Origin of the sequence: Streptomyces sp. NRRL B-24484 (genome assembly GCF_000717715.1) — a bacterium.
In the GTDB taxonomy this organism is placed as follows: Bacteria; Actinomycetota; Actinomycetes; order Streptomycetales; family Streptomycetaceae; genus Kitasatospora.
In genome coordinates, this window is sequence record NZ_JOAI01000019.1 from 117681 (window position 1) to 139426 (window position 21746).

The window sequence follows — 21746 nt, forward strand, 5'->3', positions numbered from 1 at the left end:
GCAGCGACCATGACGGTCCGGCAGACGGAGACGGCCACCACCCGCGGAGCCTGGGACGGCTTCCGCGGCGGCCGGTGGCGCGACGCGATCGACGTCCGCGACTTCATCCAGCACAACTACACCCCCTACGAGGGCGACGCGGCCTTCCTGGCCGGCCCGACCGAACGGACCCTGGCGGTGTGGAAGCAGATCACCGACCGCTTCCCCGAGGAGCGCGCCAAGGGCGTGTACGACGTCGCCTACGACGTCCCGTCCGGCATCACCGCGCACGCGCCCGGATACATCGACCGGGAAAGGGAGTTGATCGTCGGCCTGCAGACCGACGCCCCGCTGAAGCGGGCGATCATGCCGAACGGCGGCTGGCGGATGGTGGCGGGCGCCCTGCGCACCTACGGCTACCCGGTCCCGCCGGAGCTGGAGAAGGTCTTCACCACCTACCGCAAGACCCACAACGACGGCGTCTTCGACGCCTACACCCCCGAGATCCTGGCCGCCCGCAAGGCCGGTGTCATCACCGGACTGCCGGACGCCTACGGCCGCGGCCGGATCATCGGCGACTACCGCCGGGTCGCGCTGTACGGCGTGGACCGGCTGATCGAGGCCAAGCGGGCCGAGAAGGCCGGGCTCGACGCCGCGCCCCGCGACGCCGGCGCACTGGAGGAGACGATCCGCGAACGCGAGGAACTCGCCGAGCAGATCCGGGCGCTGGGCGAACTCGAGCGGATGGCGGAGTCCTACGGCCACGACGTCTCCGGTCCGGCCACCACCGCCCGCGAAGCCGTCCAGTGGCTGTACTTCGCCTACCTCGCGGCCGTGAAGGAGCAGAACGGCGCCGCGATGTCGCTCGGCCGCACCTCCACCTTCCTCGACGTCTACCTGCAGCGCGACCTCGCGGCCGGACTGCTCACCGAGGAGCAGGCCCAGGAGCTGGTCGACGACTTCATCGTCAAACTGCGGATCGTCCGCTTCCTGCGCACCCCCGAGTACGACGAGCTGTTCTCCGGCGACCCGACCTGGGTCACCGAGTCGATCGGCGGCATCGGCGAGGACGGTCGGCCGCTGGTCACCCGCACCTCCTTCCGGTACCTGCAGACCCTGTACAACCTGGGCCCGGCGCCGGAGCCGAACATGACCGTCCTCTGGTCGGCCGAACTGCCGCAGGGCTTCAAGGAGTTCTGCGCCCGGGTGTCGATCGACACGTCCAGCGTGCAGTACGAAGCGGACGGGCTGGTGCGGCCGCGCTTCGGCGACGACACCGCGATCGCCTGCTGCGTCTCGGCGATGGCGGTCGGCAGGCAGATGCAGTTCTTCGGCGCCCGGGTGAACCTGGCCAAGACCCTCCTCTACGCGATCAACGGCGGCCGGGACGAGGTCTCCGGCGCCCAGGTCGGCCCGGAGACGGGCGCCGTCACCGGCGAGGTCCTCGACTACGAGGAGGTGCTGGCCCGGTTCGACGAGCAGCTGGAGTGGCTCGCCGAGACGTACGTGCACGCGCTCGACGTCATCCACTACATGCACGACAAGTACGCCTACGAGCGCCTGGAGATGGCCCTGCACGACCGGGCGGTGCGCCGCACCCTGGCCTGCGGGATCGCGGGCCTCGCGGTGGCCGCGGACTCGCTGTCCGCCATCAGGTACGCGACGGTCCGGCCGGTCCGCGACGCGAGCGGGCTCGCGGTGGACTACGTCGTCGAGGGCGACTACCCCGCGTACGGCAACAACGACGACCGGGCGGACTCCATCGCGGTGCGGCTGGTCGAGGAGTTCATGCAAAAGGTGCGCAAGCACCCCGCGTACCGGAACGCCGAGCACACCCAGTCGGTGCTGACCATCACCTCCAACGTGGTCTACGGCAGGAAGACCGGGGCCACCCCGGACGGCCGGCGGGCCGGCGAGCCCTTCTCGCCGGGCGCCAACCCGATGAACGGCCGGGACCGCCACGGGTACGTCGCCAGCGCCCTGTCGGTGGCCAAACTGCCCTACGCGCAGGCCGAGGACGGCATCTCGCTGACCAACACCGTCACCCCCGACGCGCTCGGCCGGACGGCACAGGAGCGGGTGTGCAACCTGGTCGGCGTGCTGGACGGCTACACGGCCTGCGGCGGCTTCCACATGAACGTCAACGTGCTGAACCGCGCCACCCTGCTGGACGCCATGGCGCACCCGGAGAACCACCCGCAGCTGACCATCCGGGTCAGCGGCTACGCGGTCAACTTCGTCCGGCTCACGCACGAGCAGCAGCTCGACGTGGTCAACCGCACCTTCCACGGCTCGCTGTAGCAGCGACCCGCCGCATCCCCCGGAGCCCTCCATGCCCGAGACCCCCGCTCCCGCACAGCCACGACGCCGACCCGGCACCGCCACCACCTCCGCCGCCACCACCCCCGCCGCCGCCGTCACCCGCCGCGAGCCGGCCGGGATGCTCCACTCCTGGGACCTCTCCACCGGTGTCGACGGGCCCGGAACCCGGTTCGTCACCTTCCTCTCCGGGTGCCCGCTGCGCTGCCAGTACTGCCACAACCCCGACACCCGGTACATGCGGGACGGCCGGCGCGTCCCCGTGGACGAGGTCGTCCGGGAGGCCGCGAAGTACGTCGACTTCATCGAGGTCTCCGGCGGCGGCGCCACCGTCAGCGGAGGCGAGCCGCTGCTGCAACCGGTCTTCACCGGAGAGCTCCTGCACCGCTTCAAGCACGAACTCGGCCTGCACACCGCCCTGGACACCTCCGGCTACCTCGGCTCCCGGGCCACCGGCGCACTGCTCGCGGACACCGACCTCGTGCTGCTGGACATCAAGTCCTGGGACCGCTCGCTCCACCGCCGGCTGACCGCCCGCGAGGTGGGCCCGACGCTGGCCTTCGCCCGGCGGCTCGCCGACCTCGGCAAGGAGGTGTGGGTGCGGTTCGTCCTCGTCCCCGGGCTGACCGACGGCACGGAGAACGTCGAGGGCGTCGCCGCGTTCACCGCCTCGCTGGGCAACGTCTCGCGGGTCGACGTGCTGCCCTTCCACCGGCTCGGCGCGGAGAAGTGGCGGGCGCTCGGCCTGGAGTTCACGCTCGCCGACACGCCCGTGCCCACCGACGGCCAGACGGCAGCCGCCCGCGCGGTCTTCGCCGCCCACGGCCTGCACGCCGTCTGACACCCGGCACCCGCCCCCGGGGTCCCGGTCGCCGGCGGGGCTGAAGGTCCCGCGATGCGGGCCCGCACGGCCCTCACCAACCGCCGCCGCACGAGCGATGGTTGAGGAGGACGGCCGGCACCGGAGAACCGATGCCAGGACGGACGACCGTACCGACGCGGCAGCCACCCGGCCGCCGGAACCAGAAGGGAACACCCCCGTGCGACACCGCCTCGTAGGAGAACTGATGACCACCGCCGTCGTCCACGTACGGCCCGACACCGCCTTCAAGGAGATCGTCCGGCTGCTGGCCGAGCACGACATCACCTCCGTGCCCGTGCTCGACGACGAGGACCGGCCGCTCGGCCTGGTCTCCGAGGCCGACCTGCTGCTCAACGAAGCGGCCCAGGAGGACCCGGCCGGCCTGATGCTCACCCCGCGGCTGGAGCCCCGCGAGCACGCCCGCAGCCGGGCGACCACCGCGGAGGGCCTGATGACCTCCCCCGTGGCGTGCGCCCGCCCCGAGTGGACCGTCGTCGAGGCCGCCCGGCTGATGCAGGGTGAGCGACTGAAGCGGCTCGCCGTCGTCGACGAGGCGGGACGGCTCGTCGGCGTCGTCAGCCGCAGCGACCTGCTGCGGGTCTTCCTCCGCCACGACCGGGCGATCCGCGAGGAGATCCGGCACGAGGTCCTCCGCCGCACCCTGGACATCGACCCGGACACCCTCGACGTCCGGGTGCGCGACGGGCTCGTCACCCTGACCGGCACCGTCGAGCACCCCGGCCTGGCGCAGGTGGTCGAGCGGCTGTGCCGGAGCGTGGACGGAGTCGTCGGCGTCAACAGCCTCCTCGACCACCGGCGGACGGGGACGGCCGCCCCGCACCCGGTCCGCTGACCTGCCCCGACGCTCAGGCGTCCTGACCGTCCGTCGGCGACGGACCATCACTTGATGTACCGTCACATCGCTTGCCGCGAACGCCCGGAACGCCCGGAACGGCCGGAACCGCCGGGGCGCCGCCCTCGCCGGGCGGTTCACCCGCAGCCCAGCACCTCCGGCTACTGTCCAGTACATCCGATCCGTGGTGGATCGCGGTGATCATCACCGGTACATTTCCGGGCACTCGGACCGCCGCCGAACCGGGCGGTCCCCGCGCGAGGCAGGTGCCCCCTGAGCCGTTCATCCTCCCGACAAACCCCGCCGGTGCCGTCAGCCGACCTCCAGCAGGCGCTGCGGACCGGCCCGTTCGACCTCGCGCTGCGCACCGCGATACGCGAGAGCGGCCTCGGCCTCGAAGGGATCCAGCGCCGGCTGGCCGGCCGCGGCCTGCAGGTCAGCGTCTCCAGCCTGAGCTACTGGCAGCGCGGCCGCAGCCGGCCCGAACGCACCGAGTCGCTCACCGTCGTGCGCGCGCTGGAGGACGTGCTGATGCTGCGGCCGGACTCGCTGATCGTGCTGCTCGGTCCGCGGCGCCCCCGCGGCCGCTGGATCAACCACGTCCCCGGATCGATCGACTACGCCAGCACCTTCGGCGACCCGGAGGTCGGCGGCGTGCTCGCCGACCTCGACCCGCGGAACAACGCCCGCCTGGAGAACCTGCACACCCGGATCGACGTGCACATCGGGGAACACCGCGAGGAGCAGCGGGTCGACGTGCTGCAGGTCCTGCGCGCCCTCGGCGACGGCGCGGACCGCCTGGTGCTGCTCACCCGGTCGGACTCGTCCACCGACGGTGCGCCGGGCGTCACCGACCTGGTGGGGTGCCGGCTCGGCCGGCGGCGCACCGCGGCCGGCAAGGAGGGCTTCGCCGCGGCCGAACTGCTCTTCGACCTGCCGCTGCAGCCCGGGCAGGCGACGGTGATCGAGTACAGCTACGCCTGTCCGTCGTCCGAGGTGGAGACGCAGTACGAGCGGATGGTGCGGTTCCCCAGCAAGAACCTGGTACTGCGGGCCCGGTTCCACCCGACGATGCTGCCGGCGGGCTGCGAGCTCGCCTGGCGGCCCAGCCACGACGCCCCGCCGCAGATCCTGGAGGAGCTGCGGATCTCACCGACGGGCCAGGCCTGCGGGATCGTGCCCGAGGCCGAGCCCGGCGTCCACGGGCTGTACTGGGAGTGGGGCGACCAGCCGCGGCGGGCGCCCGGTGCAGCGAACGGGCCCGCCTCCTACAGCCCCTGACCGCCGCGGCCCCCGCAATGTGCCCCGTTGGGCCGTCGCACGCGCCTTGACGCAGGCTCAGCGGCCCGGTGCATGGACCCGGAGGGGGGACCATGGCGGCGGAGGACGACAACGCGGAGATCCGGGACAGCGGCGCGGACGACGAGGTGGCGGGCGAGCGGCCGGACCGCCCGCCCCAGCCGTACCGGCCCGGGCCCGAGGACAGCTTCCGGGTGGGGGTGCTCGTGCTGATCGTGGGCGTCCTCCTCCTGGTCTTCCTGCTGTCCGACCTGGACACGGACACCGGTCCCGCGACCCAGGACTGGAACACCGTCTGGCACTGACGGCCGCGCCGCCCGTCCGTCTCGGCGCGTCGGGCCGCCGCACCCCGACCTGTGCGGAACCCGTCGCTGCTGGGCCGGCCCCGCCCGTCGCACGCTTCTCAGCCCGCGGGCCGGCGCGCGGTGCGGGCCGGGGCGAGTTGGTCGAAGCAGTAGTAGACGGCGAGGAGTGCATGGGTGGCGAGCATGGCGACGGGGCTGAGGTAGGCCAGGCCGACGGTGGCGAGGTAGAGCAGGCCGCCGATGCCGAAGCGGCGCAGCGCGGCACGCAGGGCCTCCGGCGGGACGGGCGCGTGGAGCAGACGGGCGTCCCGGGTGAAGGCGAGGAAGAGCAGCGAGAAGGCGACGCCCATCGCGACCATGGTGCCGGCGTAGATCGCGGCGGCGGTGTGCGCGTTGCTGTCGTCCGCGGTGAGGTACGTGGCGAGCAGCCGGGTGGGGAAGGGGATCACCGAGACGGTGAGGAGGAGGAAGAGGTTCGCGAACAGGGTGCGGCGGTCGACCCGGCGGGCGAGCGCGCACATGGCGTGGTGGTTGATCCAGATGATGCCGATGACGAGGAAGCTGACCAGGTAGGCGAAGTAGGAGGGCCACTGGTGGGCGAGGGCCGCGGTCAGGGACTCGCCGTGGAGGCTGTCGGGCTCCGGCACCTTCAGGTCCAGGACCAGGAGCGTGATGGCGATGGCGAAGACGCCGTCGCTGAACGCCTCCAGCCGATTGGTGCCGAAGTCCGCCGCCTGGAGCGGAGCGTCGGTCGGGGACGGGTCTTCGCCGGTCATGCGTCCTCCGGAGTGGACCGGGTCGGGGCGGGCACGGTGTCGAACGGCTGCTCTGCGCACAGTAGCCGCAAGGGCGCGCGGCCGTGGTGGATCGCAGCCGGAGCCCCCGCACGTGAGCGCCCGGGGCTGCCCGCGGCGCGTGCCGCAGGCGGGTCCGGCCGCTCGCGCGGGTGGTGATGCTCGGCCACGTGGCCCGGACGACGGATTCCAGCGGGGGAGGACCACCCGGCATGCGTAGCGTGGAACGAGGCCCGCACCACCGGCCGGACCACGGGCGGTGGCGGCGGTCGGGCGGTTGCGGCCCGCGGAACGGCGGCCGCGACCGCCCGGCGGACTCGGAGGTGCGCAGTGGACGACGGAACGGACAGGACGCCGCGGATCGTGGCCGGTGTGGACGGCTCGCCGGCCGCCGAGGAGGCGCTGCGCTGGGCCGTCGGCCAGGCCCGTCTGGCCGGCGGCACGGTGGACGCGGTGATCGCCTGGGAGTACCCCGCGACCTACGGCTGGCCGGCGCCGATCCTGGAGGACGTCGACTTCGCGGACGACGCCCGCCGCTGCCTCGCCGAGGCGGTCGGCCGGGCGACCGACGACGGCGGCCCGGTCCGCCGGATCGTCGTGCAGGGCCATCCCGCCGCCGCCCTGCCGGACGCCGCGGACGGCGCGGACCTGCTGGTCGTCGGCAACCGTGGCCACGGCGCCTTCACCGAGGCGCTGCTGGGCTCGGTCGGGCAGCACTGCGTGCACCACGGCCGCTGCCCCGTGGTCGTCGTCCGGCCGGCCCCCGACCGAGAGCCGGCGAAGGACCGGTGATCGACTACGCGGCGGTCTTCCGGGCCCTGCCCGGCATGGTCGCGCTGCTCACCCCGGACCTGGTGTACGCGGACGCGAACGAGGAGTTCCTGCGCCTCTCCGGCCGGACCCGCGACGGCCTCGTCGGCCGGTACCTGTTCGACGTGTTCCCGGACAATCCGAACGATCCCGAGGCCACCGGGGCACGCAACCTGGAGGCCTCGCTGCACCGCGTGCTGGCGACCGGTGAGCGCGACACGATGGCGCTCCAGCGCTACGACGTCCAGAGCCTGGAGCGGCCCGGCGAGTGGCAGGAGCGCTACTGGAGCCCGGTCAACGCGCCCGTCCTCGGGCCCGACGGCCGGGTGGAGCTGCTGGTGCACCGGGTCGAGGAGATCACGGAACTGATCAGCGCCCACGGCCTGCCCGAGGGGAACCGCGCCCGCGTCCTGGAGGCCGAGCTCTACACCAGGGCCCGCGAACTCCAGGAGCTGAACGAGCGGCTGCGCGAGGCCCACGCCCGCGAACGGGAGGTCGCGCTCGCCCTGCAGGCGGCGATGCTGCCGGACCCCGCGCCGCTCGACCTGGTGCGGGCGGCCGTGCGGTACCGGCCCGCGGTCGGCACCCTCAACGTGTGCGGTGACTGGTACGACCTGGTCGCCCTGCCCCGGGACCGGACGGCGGTCGCCGTCGGCGACGTCGTCGGGCACGGGCTCGCCGCCGCCGGGGTCATGGGCCAGCTCCGCAGCGCGCTCAGCGCGGCCTCGCGGGTCACCGAAGGCCCGGCGCAGTCCCTGGAGGTGCTCGGCCTGTACTCGCGCTCCGTCGACGGCGCGGAGAACACCACCGCCGCGACCGCCTTCATCGACCACGCCGTCGGCACGATCACCTACAGCAGCGCCGGCCACCCGCCGCCGGTGCTGCTGCGGTCCGACGGTTCCTTCGAGTTCCTCGACCGGGCCACCGACCCGCCGCTCGGCGCCCGGCCCGAACACGTCTCCCGTCCGCAGGCGACCGTCCCCTTCGAGGAGGGCGACACCCTCGTCCTGTACACCGACGGCCTGGTGGAGCGGCGCCGCGAGGACATCGACGTCGGCCTCGACCGCCTCGCCCGCGCGCTCGCGGCGAGGGCATCCGACCCGCCCGAGGCGTTGGCCGACAGCGTGCTGGCCGACCTGCTGCCGCCCGGCGGCGCCACCGACGACACGGTCCTCGTGGTCGTCCGGCTCTGACGGGCCCGCCCGGCCGGGGAGTGACGCCGCCTCAGCCGGCGGGGGAGCGGGGTGTGCCGCAGGTCGTCACCGGCCGGTCCCCGCCGGGGTGCTCGACGTGGTGCAGCCGGTTGTCCGGACCGGGGAAGAACGTCGACACCCGGCCGCTCTCCGTCCCGTCCCGTCCCGGTGCGGTGCGGTGCGCCGGGACGGGACGGACGGCGGTCTTCACGGCGGTCCTCCGTCCCCGCGGCCCCCGGCCGGTGCCCGGTCCCTCCCCTGCCGGGCCGGACGGCCCTGGCGGTCGGGCCGGGGGGCGAGGAACGTGGAACGGGAGAGACAGCGGCCGTCCGCGCGACGCCGCAGGGCCGGACCGAGGGAGCCGCCATGTCCGTCACCGAGCCGCCGGTGTCCGCGGCGGAGGCACTGCTCGCCGACGGGACGACCGTCCTCGTCCGGCCCGTCGGGCCCGGCGACCGGGAGGCCGTCCTGGAGCTGCACGAACACGGGATGTCCGAGGAGAGCCGCCGGATGCGGTTCCTCGGCACGAGCCGCCGGGCTCCCCGTGCGGTCGCCGACCGGCTGTGCGGCCCGGGCCGCGCCGAGGTGCTGGCGCTCGGCGCCTGGGCGGCCGACGAGCTGGTGGGGGAGGCGGACTGCCAGACCGTCGACGAGGCCGGCGGCACCGCCGAGCTGGCGATGGCCGTCGCCGACGCCTGGCACCACCGCGGCGTCGGCACCCTGCTCGTCGAGCACCTCGTCCACGCCGCCCGCAAGCGCGGCGTCCACGAGTTCGTCGCCGACACGCTGGCCGGCAACCGGGCCGTCCACAAGGTCTTCTCCGACCTCGGGCTGCCCGTCCACCGGCACCTCGACCACGGCGAGGTCCGGGTGCGCGTCCCGCTCGACGAGGACGACGAGGGGTACCTCGGCGCCGTCGACGAGCGCGGCCGGACGGCCGACCTGGCCAGCCTCGCCGCGCTGCTGCGCCCGCGGTCGGTCGCCGTCGTCGGCGCGTCCCGCCGCGCCGGATCGGTGGGCCGCACCGTGCTGCTGAAGCTCCGCCGGGGCGGCTTCACCGGGCCGGTGTGGGCCGTGAACCCGCACACCGGGGTGATCGCCGGCGAGCCCGCCTACCCGGGGATCGCCGTCCTGCCCGGAGTGCCCGAGCTCGCCGTACTGGCCGTGCCGCCGTCGGCGGTGCCCGGTGCGGCCGAGGAGTGCGGACGGGCGGGCACGAAGGCGCTCGTGGTGCTCGCCTCCGGCCTGGACGCCGCGCAGGCACGGCAGCTGGTGCAGAGCTGCCGGCGCCACAGCATGCGCCTGGTGGGGCCGAACAGCCTCGGCATCGCCCAGACCGACCCGGACGTCCGGCTGGACGCGGAGTTCGGCGGCGCCTTCCCGCTGCCCGGCACCGCCGGGGTCGCCGTGCAGTCCGGCGGTGTGGGCATCGCCCTGCTGGAACGCCTCGCCTGGCTGGGCATCGGCGTCTCCGCCTTCGTCTCACTCGGCGACAAGTACGACGTCAGCGGCAACGACCTGCTGCAGTGGTGGGAGAGCGACGGCCGGACGGACCTGGCTCTGCTGCACCTGGAGTCCTTCGGCAGCCCGCGGGCCTTCGCCAGAACGGCCCGGCGCGTCACCCGGACGCTGCCCGTGCTGACCGTCGACGCCGGGCGCTCCGACGCCGGCCGGCGCGGCGCCGCCTCGCACACCGCCGCCGCCGCGACCCCGACCGTCACCCGGGAGACGCTCTTCCGCCGGGCCGGGATCACCGCCACGCACAGCATCGCCGAACTCGTCGAGGCCGCCGCCCTGCTCCACGCCCAGCCGCTGCCCGACGGACGCGGGCGCGTCGCGGTGGTCTCCAACGCCGGCGGGATCGGCATCCTCGCCGCCGACGCCTGCGCCGAGGCCGGGCTCGAACTGCCGGCGCTGCCCGCGGACACCGTCGCCGAACTGCGCGGCCTGCTGCCCGCCGGGGCCGGGACGGCCAACCCGGTCGACACCACCGCGGCCGTCGGCCCGGCCGCCCTCGGGGCCTGCCTCGACGCGCTCGCCCGGGCCGACACCGTCGACGCCCTGCTGGTCTGCCTGGTGCCGACCGCGCTCGTCCAGGAGGACGCCGACCAGCCGCTGCACGCCCTGCTCGACGGCCCCGGCCGCCGACGGCTGCCGGTCGCCGCCGTCCTGCTGGACCAGGAGATGCCCGTCCGCTACCGGACCTGTGCGGACGGCGGACGGCTGCCGACCTACACGGACCCGGCCGCAGCCGCCCGGGCCCTCGCCCACGCCCGGGACCGCGCACGCTGGCTCGCCGAACCGCCCTCCGCCCCCGCCGCCCCGCCGGCCGCCGACACCGCCGGTGCCCGCCACCTGGTCGAGGCCTTCCTGACCGCCCACCCCGACGGAGGCTGGCTCGACCCCGGGACCACCACCGACCTGCTCGACCGCTACCGGCTGCCGCTCGCCACCGCCGTCCTGGCACGGAGCGAGGACGAGGCCGCCGAAGCCGCCCGGCGGCTGCGCCCGCTCGGCCACGAGGGGCGCCTTGCGGCCAAGGCGTACTGGCCCGGGCAGGTGCACAAGAGCGCCGAGGGCGCCGTCCGCCTCGGCATCGCCGACGAGGCCGGGGCGCGGGAGTGCTACCGGGAGTTCCACGACCGCTTCGGCGACCGGACGGCCGGCGTGCTGTTCCAGCCCCTGGCCGCACCCGGCCTGGAACTGCTGGTCGGCGCCGTGCAGGACGAGGTGTTCGGCCCACTCGTCCTGCTCGGCCTGGGCGGCACCGCGACCGACGTCCTCGCCGACCGCACCACCCGCTTCGCCCCGCTGACCGAACGCGACCTGGAGACCATGCCCGCCGACCTCCGGGCCGCCCCGCTGGTGCTCGGACACCCGGGCGCGCCGGGGGCCGACCCGGCCGGGCTCCGCGGGGTGCTCGCCGCCGTCTCCGCCCTCGCCTGCGACCTGCCGCAGGCCGTCGAGGTGGACCTCAACCCGCTGATCGCCCGGCCCGACGGCGTCCTGTGCGTCGACGCCCGGGTCCGGATCGAGCCCAGGCCGTCCTTCGACCCGTACCTGCGGCGGCTGCGCCGCCCGGCCCTCGCCGGGGAGGCGGACGGGCCCTGAGGACGGCGGGCGGCGGGCGGCGGCCCGGCAGCGGTGGACGGTGCCGGCCCCACCGACGGTCCCGGGTGGCACCGTCGGTGGGGCCGCCCGACCCGGGCCGCGGACCGTCCGGCCCTGGCGCCCCGCGCCGCCCGGAACGGACGCTGGAAGGGAGGCCGGCCCGTCGGCGCCCCGGCCGGGACGTCCGAGGGAGTGACCGGACATGAAGGCTCTGACGTACCACGGACCGGGCCGCCGCCTCTGGGACGAGGTCCCCGACCCCGTCCTCGCCGATCCCGAGGACGCGACCGTCCGGGTCGACGCGGTGACCGTCTGCGGCACCGACCTGCACATCCTCAAGGGCGACGTCCCGGAGGTCACCGAGGGCCGGATCCTCGGCCACCGGGCCGCCGGGGCGGGTGGAAGCAGGCGGTGACGGTCTTGCCCCGCGCGTCGGGGCGGGTCAGCCACGCGTCCGCGAGGGCGTCGACCAGGTGCATGCCGCGGCCCGAGGTGGCCTCGGCCGAGGCCTCGCGCGGGCGCGGCAGCTGCGGCGAGTCGTCGTGGACGCTGACGTACAGACAGGTGCCGTCCCAGGTCAGGGCGATGTCGGCGTCGCTGCGGGCATGCACGTGCGCGTTGGTGATGAGTTCGGAGACGGTCAGCACGACGGCGTCGGCGACCTCCGGCGCGTGTCTCGTCCAGCCGAGCTCGTCGAGGTGGCGGCGCGCCCAGCTGCGCCCCGCGCGGACACCGCTGGCGATCGGCAGCGTACGGGCCCAGCCCATCGCCTTCAGCGCGTTCCCGTGCTCGTCCATGCCCCGCCTCCCGCGTCGCCTCGTGTGGGACCGGCTGCCCGGCTTTCCCGCCCGCACACCCTCCCGTGTACCCCTGCGGGCCTTCCCCGGCCGGTGCGGCCCCGTCGCCGGGGCGTGCCCGGACATGGACCTGCGGAGCCTGTGGGGCCGTCCTCGACCGGGACATCAACGCGGCGGTCAACGTCGCCAGGGCCGCCGGACTGGCAGTGTCAGCCTGTCGAGCGCAGGTAAGACGGGCATCCGTGCCCGCGCAGCGCAGTGAAGCAGGAACCCACCCGAAGCCCTCACCCATCCGGTGGGAGCAGGCGGGCCTGCATCTACGTCTAGGCGGCGCTGGTCAACCTGAGCACGTACCGGGTGGCCGCGGGCGGTTTCAACCAGGAGGTCAGGGTCTGCTGACCCGGGCCCGAACACCGTCCCCGGAGACCGCCCCCGGGGGCGGTCGGCGCGCGGCCGCTCACAGCCGGCGCCAGCGGGCCGAGGCGAAGGAGAACACGCCGAACAGCACCAGCCCCGCTGCGACGGCCACGAGCAGCCACGGGCCGGCCGCGCCCGAGGCGAACGAGCGGAGGGTGTCGTCCATGCCCCTCGCCCGCCCGGGATCGAACCGGGCCGCGGCCACCAGCACGAACACCCCCGCGGCCCCGAAGACCGCCCCGCGGGCGAGGTTGCCCGCCACGCCGGTGACGGTCACCGCCGTCCGCACCCGCCGCCGCATCGCGCCGGTCTCCAGCTTCCGCAGGAAGCGGCGCTGCACCGCACGCACCGCGACGGCGAGCCCGGCGCCCAGCAGCACGGCACCGGCGGCGGCCACCACGTACCGTCCGCCGGGGCGGCCCATCACGGCGGCCGTCCAGTCACGGGAGGCCGCGTCGCTGCTCGAACCCTCGCCGGCGCCGGCGGCGAACCGCAGCGTCCCCGAGCAGACGGAGGCGTAGAACACCGCCCGGCCCGCGCACAGCACCCGCGAGGCCGTGCCCGTGCGTCCGGTCTCGCCGAACACGGCCGTCGAGGCCCGCCACAGCGCCATGCCGGCGAAGCCGACGACCAGCGCCCACAGCACCACCGCCCCGAACGGCTGGGCCGCGATGCGGTGCAGCGCCCCCTGCCGGTCGGCCTCCTCACCCCCGCGGTCCAGCGCGATCCCCATCGCCAGCACACCCACCAGGACGTAGACCACTCCGCGGGCGACGAAGCCAGCCCGGCCGGCCGCGCGCAGCACCCGGCCCCCCGTTCCGCTCCGGACGGTCGAACTGCGGACGGCAGACACCACGGCAACCACCCTTCCTCGGCCCGGCCGATCGGCCGGGCGGTCACCGTCGGCCGTCTGCCCCCTCCCGCGGCCGCCACGCACCGCGCGCGGGCTAGCCCGCGTAGTGCGCGGCCAGGGCGCGCACCGTCCCGGCGATGCGGTCGCGCAGTTCGGCCGGTGCGAGGACCACGACGTCGGTGCCCAGCTTCAGGAACTCGTCGTGGGCGTGGTCGATCGACTCGACGGGGACGCGGGCCTCCGTCCACCCGTCGCCCGCCCCGGCGGCCACCCCGAGCCTGCGGGCGCCCTCCGGGGTGAGCCGCACCAGTGCCTCGCCGGTGTGCAGCCGGGCCCGGAAGTCCGCCAGGTGGCCCGCCCAGTACGCGCCCAGGTCGAACCCGTCCGGCACCGTGAACTCCTCGTCCGTCCCGCGGAGTCCGAGGATCTGGTCGACGCGGTACGTGCGGATCCCGGACGGCCCGCCGGCGACCAGGTACCAGCGCCCCGCCTTGAGGACCAGCCCGTACGGCTCCACCCGCCGCTCGATCTCCTCCGGGGCCCGCCAGCGCCGGTACTCCAGCACCACCGCCCGCCGGTCCCACACCGCCGCGGCGACCGCAGCGAGGTGCGGGGTGTCGTCCGGATCGCCGTACCAGCCCGGGGCGTCCAGCAGGAACCGCTCCTGGACCCGCCCGGCGTGCTCGCGCAACTCCGCGGGCAGTGCGGCCTGCAGCTTCAGCCGGGCGGTGGCGAGCGCCGAGCCGAGACCGAGGTCGTCGGCCGCACGGGGCAGCGCCGCGAGGAAGGCGGCCTGCGCCTCGTCGGCGGTCAGCCCGGTGAGCCGGGTCCGGTAGCCGTCGACCAGCCGGTAGCCGCCCGCGTGCCCGGCGTCGCCGTACAGCGGGACGCCGGCGGCGGAGAGGGCCTGGACGTCCCGGTAGACGGTGCGGACGGAGACCTCCAGCTCCTCGGCCAGTTGCTCGGCCGTCATCCGCCCCCGGTTCTGCAGGAGCAGGAGCAGGGTGACCAGCCGACTCGCGCGCATGCCGCCCAGTATCCCCTGACGGTCGATGTCAGGGGAGGGCCCCTAGCCTGCGGGGCATGAACGACTTCACCCGGTCGGAGTCCGTCGTCGAACTCCGCCAGTACACCCTGCGTCCCGGCGCCCGCGAGACCCTGATCGAGCTCTTCGAGCGCGAGTTCGTGACCGGCCAGCAGGCGGTGGGCATCACCGTCGGCGGGCGGTTCCGCGACCTCGACGACCCGGACCGCTTCGTCTGGCTGCGGGCCTTCCCCGACCTGGCCCGTCGCCGCCGCTCGCTGGAGGCCTTCTACGACGGCCCGGTCTGGCGGGCGCACCGCGACGCGGCCAACGCCACGATGATCGACAGCAACGACGTGCACCTGCTGCGCGGCCCCGGCTTCACCCCCGCCCCGGCCGCCCGGCCGGTGCTCCTCACCCTCTGCCGACCCGCCGACCCGGCCGCCTTCGACGCCTACGCCGCCCGGCACCTCGGCCCGGCCCACGCCGTGCACCGCACCGAGCACGCCGCGAACGACTTCCCGCGGCTGCCGGTCCGCACCGGCGAGGACGTCCGGGTCTGGTTCGGCCCGGCCGAGCCGCCGCCCTGGCCGACCCGGCTGCTGCGGCTGGACCCGGTGACGGCGTGAGGGTCCGACGGCGTGACGGCGTGACGGCGTGACGGCGCGACGGCGGTCCCGGTGCGGCGGACGGGCGGCCGCCCGGGTCAGGCGGTGAACCCTCCGTCGACGGCGATCACCGACCCGGTGATGTACTGCCCGTCGCAGCCCGCCAGGTGGGCCACGGTGGCGGCGATCTCCGACGGCTCCGCGTAGCGGCCCAGCGCGGTGAACCCGGCGATCGCCGCCGCGTTCGGGCCGTGGGCCGGGTTGGCGTCGGTGTCGGTGGGACCCGGATGCACCAGGTTGACGGTGATGCCGCGCGGGCCGAGCTCCCGCGCCAGCCCCTTGGTCATGCCGACCAGCGCCGTCTTGCTCATCGAGTACAGCGCGAGGCCCGGGAAGACCGCCCGTTCGGCCACGTTGCTGCCGATGCTGATGATGCGTCCGCGCCGGCCCATGTGCCGCACGGCCGCCCGGGACGCCACGAACGGGGCCCGGACGTTCACCGCCAGGGTGCGGTCGATCTCCGCCGGACCGAGCTCCTCCAGCGGGCCGACCAGGAAGGCCCCGGCGTTGTTGACCAGGACGTCCAGGGCACCGAACGTCGCGGCCGTCTCGTCCACCGCCGCGACCACGGCATCCGGGGCGGCACTGTCGGCCCGGACGGCGAGCGCCCGGCGGCCGAGGGCCCGGATCCGGTCCACCACCTCGGCGGCCCGTTCCGCGTCGTTCCGGTAGGTCAGTGCCACGTCGGCGCCCTCTTCGGCCAGCCGGAGCGCGACGGCGGCGCCGATGCCGCGGCTGCCACCCGTCACCAGGGCCGTGCTTCCTTCGAGTCGGTTCATGGGATCGAGCATCCCGGGCGCGGCCGCCCGACACCGGCGGCTATCCGACCTCGCGTTCGGAGGGCCCGCGGCACGCCGGCGAAGGGCCCTTCGGGGCAGGGTTCGTGACGGGGCGCCGGGCTGATGGGTCCGACCTGCCGGGACCTTCGGCCCTGATTCGGCCGATGCGGCGTCCGGGGCATGCCAACGGCTCCCGGAGGCTGGTAGACCGGTGGTGGCCGCGTTCGTTCCGGCCCTTCCTCCCCGCCACTCCACTCGCTTGGAGCCCGCCATGCTCTCCGCCGAATCGGCCGCCGTGATCCGTGCGACCCTGCCCGTCGTGGGCGCCGCCCTGGACGACATCACCACCCGCTTCTACGCCACGATGTTCGCCGACCGCCCGGAGCTGCTGGACGGCATGTTCAACCGGGGCAACCAGGCCAGCGGCGCCCAGCGCCAGGCCCTCGCGGGCTCGATCGCCGCCTACGCAGGGGCGCTCGTGCACGACCCCGAGGCGTCGCCGCAGGCGGTGCTGGACCGCATCGCCCACAAGCACGCCGCGGTCGGGGTGACGGAGAACCAGTACACGATCGTGCACAAGTACCTCTTCGCGGCGATAGCCGACGTCCTCGGGGACGCCGTCACGCCCGAGGTCGCCGCCGCCTGGGACGAGGTGTACTGGCAGATGGCCGCCGCCCTCATCGCCCGCGAGGCCCGCCTCTACCAGTCCGCCGGGGTGCAGCCGGGCGACACCTGGCGCCCGTGGACGGTCGTCGAACGCCGCGAGGAGACCCCCGGGACGGTCTCGTTCCTCCTCCGTCCCGCGGACGGCGGCCCGGCTCCGCGCGCCCGCGCCGGACAGTACGTCAGCGTCCGCCTGCTGATGCCGGACGGCGTCCACCAGCTGCGGCAGTACAGCCTCTCCGCCGACCCCGGCGCCGCGGGCGACCTGCGCCGGATCACCGTCAAGCGCGTCACCGGCACCGGCGGCGCCCCGGACGGAGAGGTCTCCGCCCTGCTCCACACGACCGTCCGGGCGGGTGACGAGCTCGTCCTCTCCGCCCCCTTCGGCGACGTCGTCCTCGACGAGGGCGACCGGCCGCTCGTCCTGGCCTCCGCCGGGATCGGCTGCACCCCCCTGGTCGGCATGCTCGACCACCTGGCGGCCACCGGCTCCACCCGCCCCGTGCTGGTGCTCCACGCCGACCGCTCCCCGGCGGACCACGCGCACCGCGCCGAGGTCCACCGCCTGGTCGAGCAGCTGCCGCACGCGCAGGCGCTGTTCTGGTACGAGCGGCCGGGCGTCGAGGAGGCCGGGGCGCGGGTCGGCCTGCTGGACCTCACCGACGTGGCCGTGCCCGCCGACGGCGAGGTCTACCTGTGCGGCCCCCTGCCGTTCCTGCGCGCCGCCCGTGCGCAGTTCCTGCGGGCAGGCGTCGAGTCCGACCGCATCCACTACGAGGTCTTCGGGCCCGACCAGTGGCTGCCCGGCGCAGCGGTGTGAACGGCGCCGCCCGGCGCTCCGACCCGCTGACGCCCCGACGGCGGGGCGTCAGCGGGGGCGGCCGGTGACCACGACCAGACTGCAGTGCTCGGGGCAGCGCGGCCCGGGGTCGTCCGCGGCCCGGTCGAGAGCCAGGGTGAGGACACCACCGGTGACCATGAGGGCGGCCCAGATGCCGACCGCCCAGCGATGCCAGCGCTTCACCGCACCCGCCCGTCCGTTCCTGTCCGCCGTCGGTCGCGTCACCCTACGGGGCGGCCGACGGCGGGGACCCGCCGGGGTGGGCCGCTGCGCACAGGGCCACGTGGGGATGTGACGGCCCGGCAGATGCGGGGTCGTCCGGCCCCTGCCGAACCGGGGCGTGTGTTCGGCCCGGCGCCGTGGACACCGGATGCCGCCGTCCACCCGGACGCCCCGTCCCCGCTTGCAGGTGCCGGGCGGGGAGGTTTTCATGGCCTGGGGCGTGCCGTGCGGCCCGGGGAGGCCGTCCCGGCGGCGTCCGGGCGGCGCACTCCGTCCCGTGACGCGTGGGGTACGGTCCGTGCGCCTCGTCGCCCCGCAACCGTGTCGCCGACCGCGGGAGGCGGAGATGGGCAGCGTGGAGGAGGGATCCACCGGGGCCACCGGAGCCCCGGCCACCGGAACCCCGGCCACCGGAACCCCACCGGTGCGCGCCGGCGAGATGCGCCTCGAAGTGGTGGTGCTGCCGGTCTCCGACGTCGACCGGGCCAAGCGGTTCTACACCTTGCTGGGGTGGCGGCTGGACGCCGATCTGGCCGTCGAGGAGGGCTACCAGGTGGTCCAGTTCACCCCGCCCGGTTCGCTCTGCTCGATCATCTTCGGCGACGGCGTGACCTCGGCCCCGGCCGGCTCGACCCAGGGCCTGCAGCTCTCCGTCCGCGACATCGAGGCGGCCCGGGCCGATCTCGTCGAGCGCGGGGTGCACGTGAGCGCGGTGTTCCACGACATCACGGGGATCTTCCGGCACGCCGGGACACGGGGACGCCTGGACGGACCGGCCCCCGGACACGCGGACTACGCCTCCTTCGCCTCGTTCAGCGATCCGGACGGCAACGGCTGGCTGCTCCAGGAGATCCGGACGCGCCTGCCCGGCCGCTGACGGCGGAGCCCCCGCGGCCGTTGTCGCAGCCGCAACTCGGGTTCTGCGCCTGATCGGGCCGGCGGGCATTCGGGACGTGAGGCCGGGGCGCAGGCTCAGGCGAGGCGCCGGCCTGCGCCGATGCGCCGGGAGAGACGCCAGACGCCGTAGTGGACAGCGGTCAGCGACCACAGCACCACCCAGTAGACGGCGAAGCTCATGAGGTAGAGCATCGCCAGCCCGAACACGTCACTGATCGCCGCCGCCGACTCGATCTTGATCAGGGACGCGAAGACCAGCGCGGCCGCGAGCGGTGAGGCCACGGGTGCGCAGACGCCGAGCGCCTTCCACACCCGGCCGCCGCGGATGACCTTCCGCTCGAATCCGAAGGCCACGGGGAACACGAGCACGCTCGCTGCGAGCGCCACGCCCCCGGCCGTGAGAACGGCCTCGACGTAGTCCCCGGTGGGGAGCGCATCGTCCAGGAGGAAGACCGCCGCGAAGGGGAGGGTGGCGACCATGAAGGACATCACGACGACCGCGGTCGTCACGGCGATCGCCAGTCCGTGCCGGAGGACCGCCCACCACCGGGAACGGGGATCGTAGCCGGGCACGGCGTGGTCCGGGGTGGCGGCGACGCGTGGACGCGTCGAGGGCGTGCCGGGCACGGTCCACTCCTTCCTGTCGGATCTCAAAGGCCCTGACGCACCGGTGCGCTTCCGCGGTTGCCGTGCCGGCCCGTGGTCCGCGACGGGCCGGCACGAAGGCGTCGGGTGTCGGGGCCGGGCCGCCCCGGGTGCGTCGGGGCCGCCCGGTCGACGGTGGGTCAGGGCTGCCCGGTCACCGGTGGGTCAGGACCGCGACGTCCGAGCCGAAGGCGACCACCAGCTGCCCGTCCGCCGCCACCGACAGTTCGTTGATCCCGGCGGGGAACGCGTACGTCCCGACCTGCCGCCCGGTGATGGCGTGCCACACCCGCACGGTTCCGTCGGTGCTGCCGGTGGCCACGACGAGCTGACCGTCCAGCATCCCCACCGCTCCGGCCGTCACCTCGCCGGTGTGCCCGGTCAGGGGCGGCCCGGCCGGTTCACCCGTGGCGACGTCCCACAGCCGAACGGTGTCCGTGCGGTGGCCGGTGAGGACGAGGCTGCGGCCTTCGAGCGTCTCCAGGGCCAGGGCACCGTTCTGCCCGGGCCGCACGCCGGTCCAGGCGCTGGTGGCGAGGTCCCACACCCGTCCTTCCGAGGTCACGGCGACGAAGTGACCGTCCACGACCGCGAAGTGGTCGATGAACGAGCTCGCGTACTCGCCCGTCGACCGGCCGTGGAGCTCCTTCCGGGCGGTCAGGTCCCATATCCGTACCTCCTGGTGCCGGTCGCGCGTGAGGAGGAGGAGCCGTCCGTCCACCGTGCCCACGGCCAGCAGCACCACCGCACCGGTGTGACCGCTCAGCGGCGCACCGAGCTGTTCGCCGCTGTCGAGGTCCCAGATCCGCACCTCGGCGTCCGGGCCGCCGCTGACGATGACGGAACGGCCGTCCAGGACGGTCGTGGTGAGCCGCTGCCCGGGCACCGTGCGACCGTCCGGCCGGCTGCCTGCCGCCGCTTCACCACCGGGCTCACCGCCGAGGTCCCAGATGCGGACCGAGCGGTCGTCGCCGCCGGTGACGGCGAGGTGGCGCCCCTGGACGGCGACCGTCGCCGTCCCCCGGACCGTGCCTTCGTGACCGGTCAGCGACCAGTGCTGGTGCTCGTCGGCGGACAGGTCCCACACGGAGACCGTCCCGCGGCTGCCGGACACGAGCGCGGTGGGCCGGCCGTGGATCACCGCCAGGGCGGCCGCCTCCGCGAATTCCGGAAAGGGGAGGGTCAGTTCCTCGCCCGTGGCCAGGTTCCAGACGTACGTCCGGTACGCGTCGGCGCTGATCGCCAGCGGGGATCCGGACGCCGGGTCCGTTGCCATGAGGTGCGTCATGGCGTTGACCTCCATGGTGATGCAGCGGCGGAAGCCGTCGTCACCGTCCTCGTCCTTGTCCTCGTCACCGTGGTGGGTGTCGGCGGCCGCGGGGAGGTCGGACGCCGACCGGTCGTCGGTGCTGCCGAACGCCCGACCCGTGGTCAGGTCCCACCTGCGCACCGCTCCTTCGGCGTGACCTGTGACGAGGACGGGACGGCCGTCGACGACCGCCGTCGCCAGGGACTGCACGTGGTCGGTGCGGATCGTCAGGAGCTCGCCGCCGGGCCCCGGCTCGGCCACGTCCCACACCCACATCCTGCCGCCGAGGCCGCCGGCGACCACGACGGGCCGGCCGCCGACCGTTGCGGTGGCGAGCCGGAGGACCTGGGCGTCGCCGTCGGTGCGGTACTCGGCGAGCTGCACCCCCTGCACGAGGTCCCACACCAGGACCGCCCCGTCGGAGCTGCACGTGACGGCGACCGGACACCCGTCCAGCACCGCCGTCGCCAGGGACCACACGCGGCCGGCGGCGCGCCCCGGTGCGGCGCTGCCCAGCTTCCTGCCGGTGGCCGGGTCCCACCAGTGCAGCGTGCCGTCCTCGCAGCCGGCGACGGCGAATCCACGGCCCGCCGCGACGACGGTCGCCACCCGGGTCACCCCGGCCGGCGCGGGAAGCGCGTACCGCAGCCGGGAGTCCAGGCCGGTGCCGGTCGCCCACCGCACGGCCCAGGGGCTCTCCTCCTCCTGACGGACCGGCACCGCGGCGAGGCCCGTCATCAACTCCCGGTGGCCGTAGCGCGCGGCATCGAGCGCCAGCAGTTGCCGGCGCACCCCTGCACCGGCGTCACGGTGCAGGTGCCCGGACGTCCGGTAGACGGCGGCCGCCGCCACCTCCTCCGGGCCGGCGGCGCCGTCCAGCGCCGCCACGACCTGCTCCGGGTCGCCTGTCACCAGCCACCCCGGGTCGGTCAACCGCCCGGCCGCAACCGGGACTCCGCGGACAGGACCATTGCTTCGGTGTTCGCCAGCCATGACCGGCACCCTAGCCGGAGGGTCGGACGCCGGGCGGCGGACCTGATGCCGGTCCCGGCGGTGCGAACACGGGGCTGACGGGGCCGCGGCACCGCGCCCCCAGGAAGCCGGCG

Annotated in this window: 20 protein-coding genes and 2 pseudogenes; 13 read left to right on the forward strand and 9 right to left on the reverse strand. The window is 75.1% G+C overall.

The window, feature by feature from the left end:
* The first annotated feature begins 9 nt into the window (after positions 1-9).
* The 5 genes from pflB (at position 10) to IE98_RS0118820 (ending at position 5617) form a co-directional block, all read left to right on the forward strand.
* Positions 10-2280, forward strand: coding sequence for a formate C-acetyltransferase (pflB, locus tag IE98_RS0118800; RefSeq protein ID WP_030270357.1), 2271 nt, complete (start codon positions 10-12; stop codon positions 2278-2280).
* Between the two features lie 31 nt (positions 2281-2311).
* Positions 2312-3139: a pyruvate formate-lyase-activating protein gene (gene pflA, locus IE98_RS0118805; protein WP_030270359.1), complete on the forward strand. Its 828-nt coding sequence runs from the start codon at positions 2312-2314 to the stop codon at positions 3137-3139.
* Positions 3140-3338: 199 nt separating this feature from the next.
* On the forward strand, positions 3339-4013 hold the full coding sequence (locus tag IE98_RS0118810) for a CBS domain-containing protein (RefSeq protein WP_030270361.1): 675 nt from the start codon (positions 3339-3341) through the stop codon (positions 4011-4013).
* A 306-nt stretch (positions 4014-4319) separates the two neighbouring features.
* On the forward strand, positions 4320-5294 hold the full coding sequence (locus IE98_RS42680) for a transcriptional regulator (protein WP_052390686.1): 975 nt from the start codon (positions 4320-4322) through the stop codon (positions 5292-5294).
* Positions 5295-5386: 92 nt separating this feature from the next.
* Positions 5387-5617 carry a hypothetical protein gene (locus IE98_RS0118820; RefSeq protein ID WP_030270364.1) on the forward strand — a complete coding sequence of 77 codons (231 nt, stop codon included), beginning with the start codon at positions 5387-5389 and terminating at the stop codon, positions 5615-5617.
* 98 nt (positions 5618-5715) lie between these two features.
* Here IE98_RS0118820 and IE98_RS0118825 read toward each other — a convergent pair whose 3' ends face one another.
* The gene (locus IE98_RS0118825) at positions 5716-6393 is read right to left on the reverse strand and encodes a TMEM175 family protein (RefSeq protein WP_052390687.1); all 678 of its coding nucleotides are present in this window, start codon (positions 6391-6393) and stop codon (positions 5716-5718) included.
* Between the two features lie 348 nt (positions 6394-6741).
* Here IE98_RS0118825 and IE98_RS0118830 point away from each other — a divergent pair, with 348 nt between their 5' ends.
* Together IE98_RS0118830 and IE98_RS0118835 are read left to right on the forward strand one after the other, a co-directional pair.
* Entirely contained in the window at positions 6742-7203 is a 462-nt protein-coding gene (locus tag IE98_RS0118830) for a universal stress protein (RefSeq protein WP_030270368.1), read from the forward strand.
* Complete coding sequence (locus tag IE98_RS0118835; protein ID WP_030270370.1) at positions 7200-8414, forward strand: PP2C family protein-serine/threonine phosphatase; 1215 nt, start codon at positions 7200-7202, stop codon at positions 8412-8414. Before IE98_RS0118830 ends, IE98_RS0118835 begins: the two co-directional genes overlap by 4 nt.
* A gap of 31 nt (positions 8415-8445) precedes the next feature.
* Here IE98_RS0118835 and IE98_RS0118840 read toward each other — a convergent pair whose 3' ends face one another.
* Positions 8446-8625, reverse strand: coding sequence for a hypothetical protein (locus tag IE98_RS0118840; RefSeq protein WP_030270371.1), 180 nt, complete (start codon positions 8623-8625; stop codon positions 8446-8448).
* Positions 8626-8780: 155 nt separating this feature from the next.
* Here IE98_RS0118840 and IE98_RS0118845 point away from each other — a divergent pair, with 155 nt between their 5' ends.
* Together IE98_RS0118845 and IE98_RS0118850 are read left to right on the forward strand one after the other, a co-directional pair.
* Positions 8781-11525 carry a GNAT family N-acetyltransferase gene (locus tag IE98_RS0118845; protein ID WP_043174504.1) on the forward strand — a complete coding sequence of 915 codons (2745 nt, stop codon included), beginning with the start codon at positions 8781-8783 and terminating at the stop codon, positions 11523-11525.
* Between the two features lie 202 nt (positions 11526-11727).
* A pseudogene (locus IE98_RS0118850) lies at positions 11728-11919 on the forward strand (alcohol dehydrogenase catalytic domain-containing protein); the annotation flags it as partial.
* Here the strand turns inward: IE98_RS0118850 and IE98_RS0118855 are convergent.
* Positions 11882-12322: an ATP-binding protein gene (locus IE98_RS0118855; protein WP_030270377.1), complete on the reverse strand. Its 441-nt coding sequence runs from the start codon at positions 12320-12322 to the stop codon at positions 11882-11884. The pseudogene IE98_RS0118850 and the gene IE98_RS0118855 sit on opposite strands and share 38 nt — an antisense overlap.
* A 65-nt stretch (positions 12323-12387) precedes the next feature.
* On the opposite strand from IE98_RS0118855, the pseudogene IE98_RS52270 reads away from it, so the two are divergent.
* A pseudogene (locus tag IE98_RS52270) lies at positions 12388-12498 on the forward strand (zinc ribbon domain-containing protein); the annotation flags it as partial.
* 281 nt (positions 12499-12779) lie between these two features.
* On the opposite strand, the gene IE98_RS0118860 reads toward IE98_RS52270, so the two are convergent.
* Together IE98_RS0118860 and IE98_RS0118865 are read right to left on the reverse strand one after the other, a co-directional pair.
* Positions 12780-13595: a DUF1206 domain-containing protein gene (locus tag IE98_RS0118860; protein WP_078661122.1), complete on the reverse strand. Its 816-nt coding sequence runs from the start codon at positions 13593-13595 to the stop codon at positions 12780-12782.
* Positions 13596-13686: 91 nt separating this feature from the next.
* On the reverse strand, positions 13687-14619 hold the full coding sequence (locus tag IE98_RS0118865) for a helix-turn-helix transcriptional regulator (RefSeq protein WP_030270379.1): 933 nt from the start codon (positions 14617-14619) through the stop codon (positions 13687-13689).
* 56 nt (positions 14620-14675) lie between these two features.
* Between IE98_RS0118865 and IE98_RS0118870 the strand changes: the two genes are divergently transcribed.
* Positions 14676-15245, forward strand: a complete 570-nt coding sequence (locus IE98_RS0118870; RefSeq protein ID WP_043174505.1) for an NIPSNAP family protein — start codon at positions 14676-14678, stop codon at positions 15243-15245.
* 77 nt (positions 15246-15322) lie between these two features.
* On the opposite strand, the gene IE98_RS0118875 is transcribed toward IE98_RS0118870, so the two are convergent.
* The gene (locus IE98_RS0118875; protein ID WP_199922930.1) at positions 15323-16063 is read right to left on the reverse strand and encodes an SDR family NAD(P)-dependent oxidoreductase; all 741 of its coding nucleotides are present in this window, start codon (positions 16061-16063) and stop codon (positions 15323-15325) included.
* Positions 16064-16334: 271 nt separating this feature from the next.
* Here IE98_RS0118875 and IE98_RS0118880 point away from each other — a divergent pair, with 271 nt between their 5' ends.
* A complete protein-coding gene (locus tag IE98_RS0118880; RefSeq protein ID WP_030270383.1) occupies positions 16335-17546 on the forward strand; it encodes a globin domain-containing protein in 1212 nt (403 codons plus the stop codon).
* 48 nt (positions 17547-17594) lie between these two features.
* Here the strand turns inward: IE98_RS0118880 and IE98_RS49230 are convergent, their stop codons facing one another.
* Entirely contained in the window at positions 17595-17750 is a 156-nt protein-coding gene (locus tag IE98_RS49230) for a hypothetical protein (protein ID WP_159400972.1), read from the reverse strand.
* A 385-nt stretch (positions 17751-18135) separates the two neighbouring features.
* Here IE98_RS49230 and IE98_RS0118890 point away from each other — a divergent pair, with 385 nt between their 5' ends.
* Entirely contained in the window at positions 18136-18666 is a 531-nt protein-coding gene (locus tag IE98_RS0118890; RefSeq protein ID WP_324605784.1) for a VOC family protein, read from the forward strand.
* Between the two features lie 95 nt (positions 18667-18761).
* On the opposite strand, the gene IE98_RS0118895 is transcribed toward IE98_RS0118890, so the two are convergent.
* Both IE98_RS0118895 and IE98_RS0118900 read right to left on the reverse strand, forming a co-directional pair.
* Positions 18762-19313 (reverse strand): hypothetical protein, encoded by a 552-nt coding sequence (locus IE98_RS0118895; protein WP_030270386.1) that lies wholly within the window; start codon positions 19311-19313, stop codon positions 18762-18764.
* A 172-nt stretch (positions 19314-19485) separates the two neighbouring features.
* The gene (locus IE98_RS0118900) at positions 19486-21552 is read right to left on the reverse strand and encodes a WD40 repeat domain-containing protein (RefSeq protein WP_159400973.1); all 2067 of its coding nucleotides are present in this window, start codon (positions 21550-21552) and stop codon (positions 19486-19488) included.
* Positions 21553-21746 lie beyond the last annotated feature (194 nt).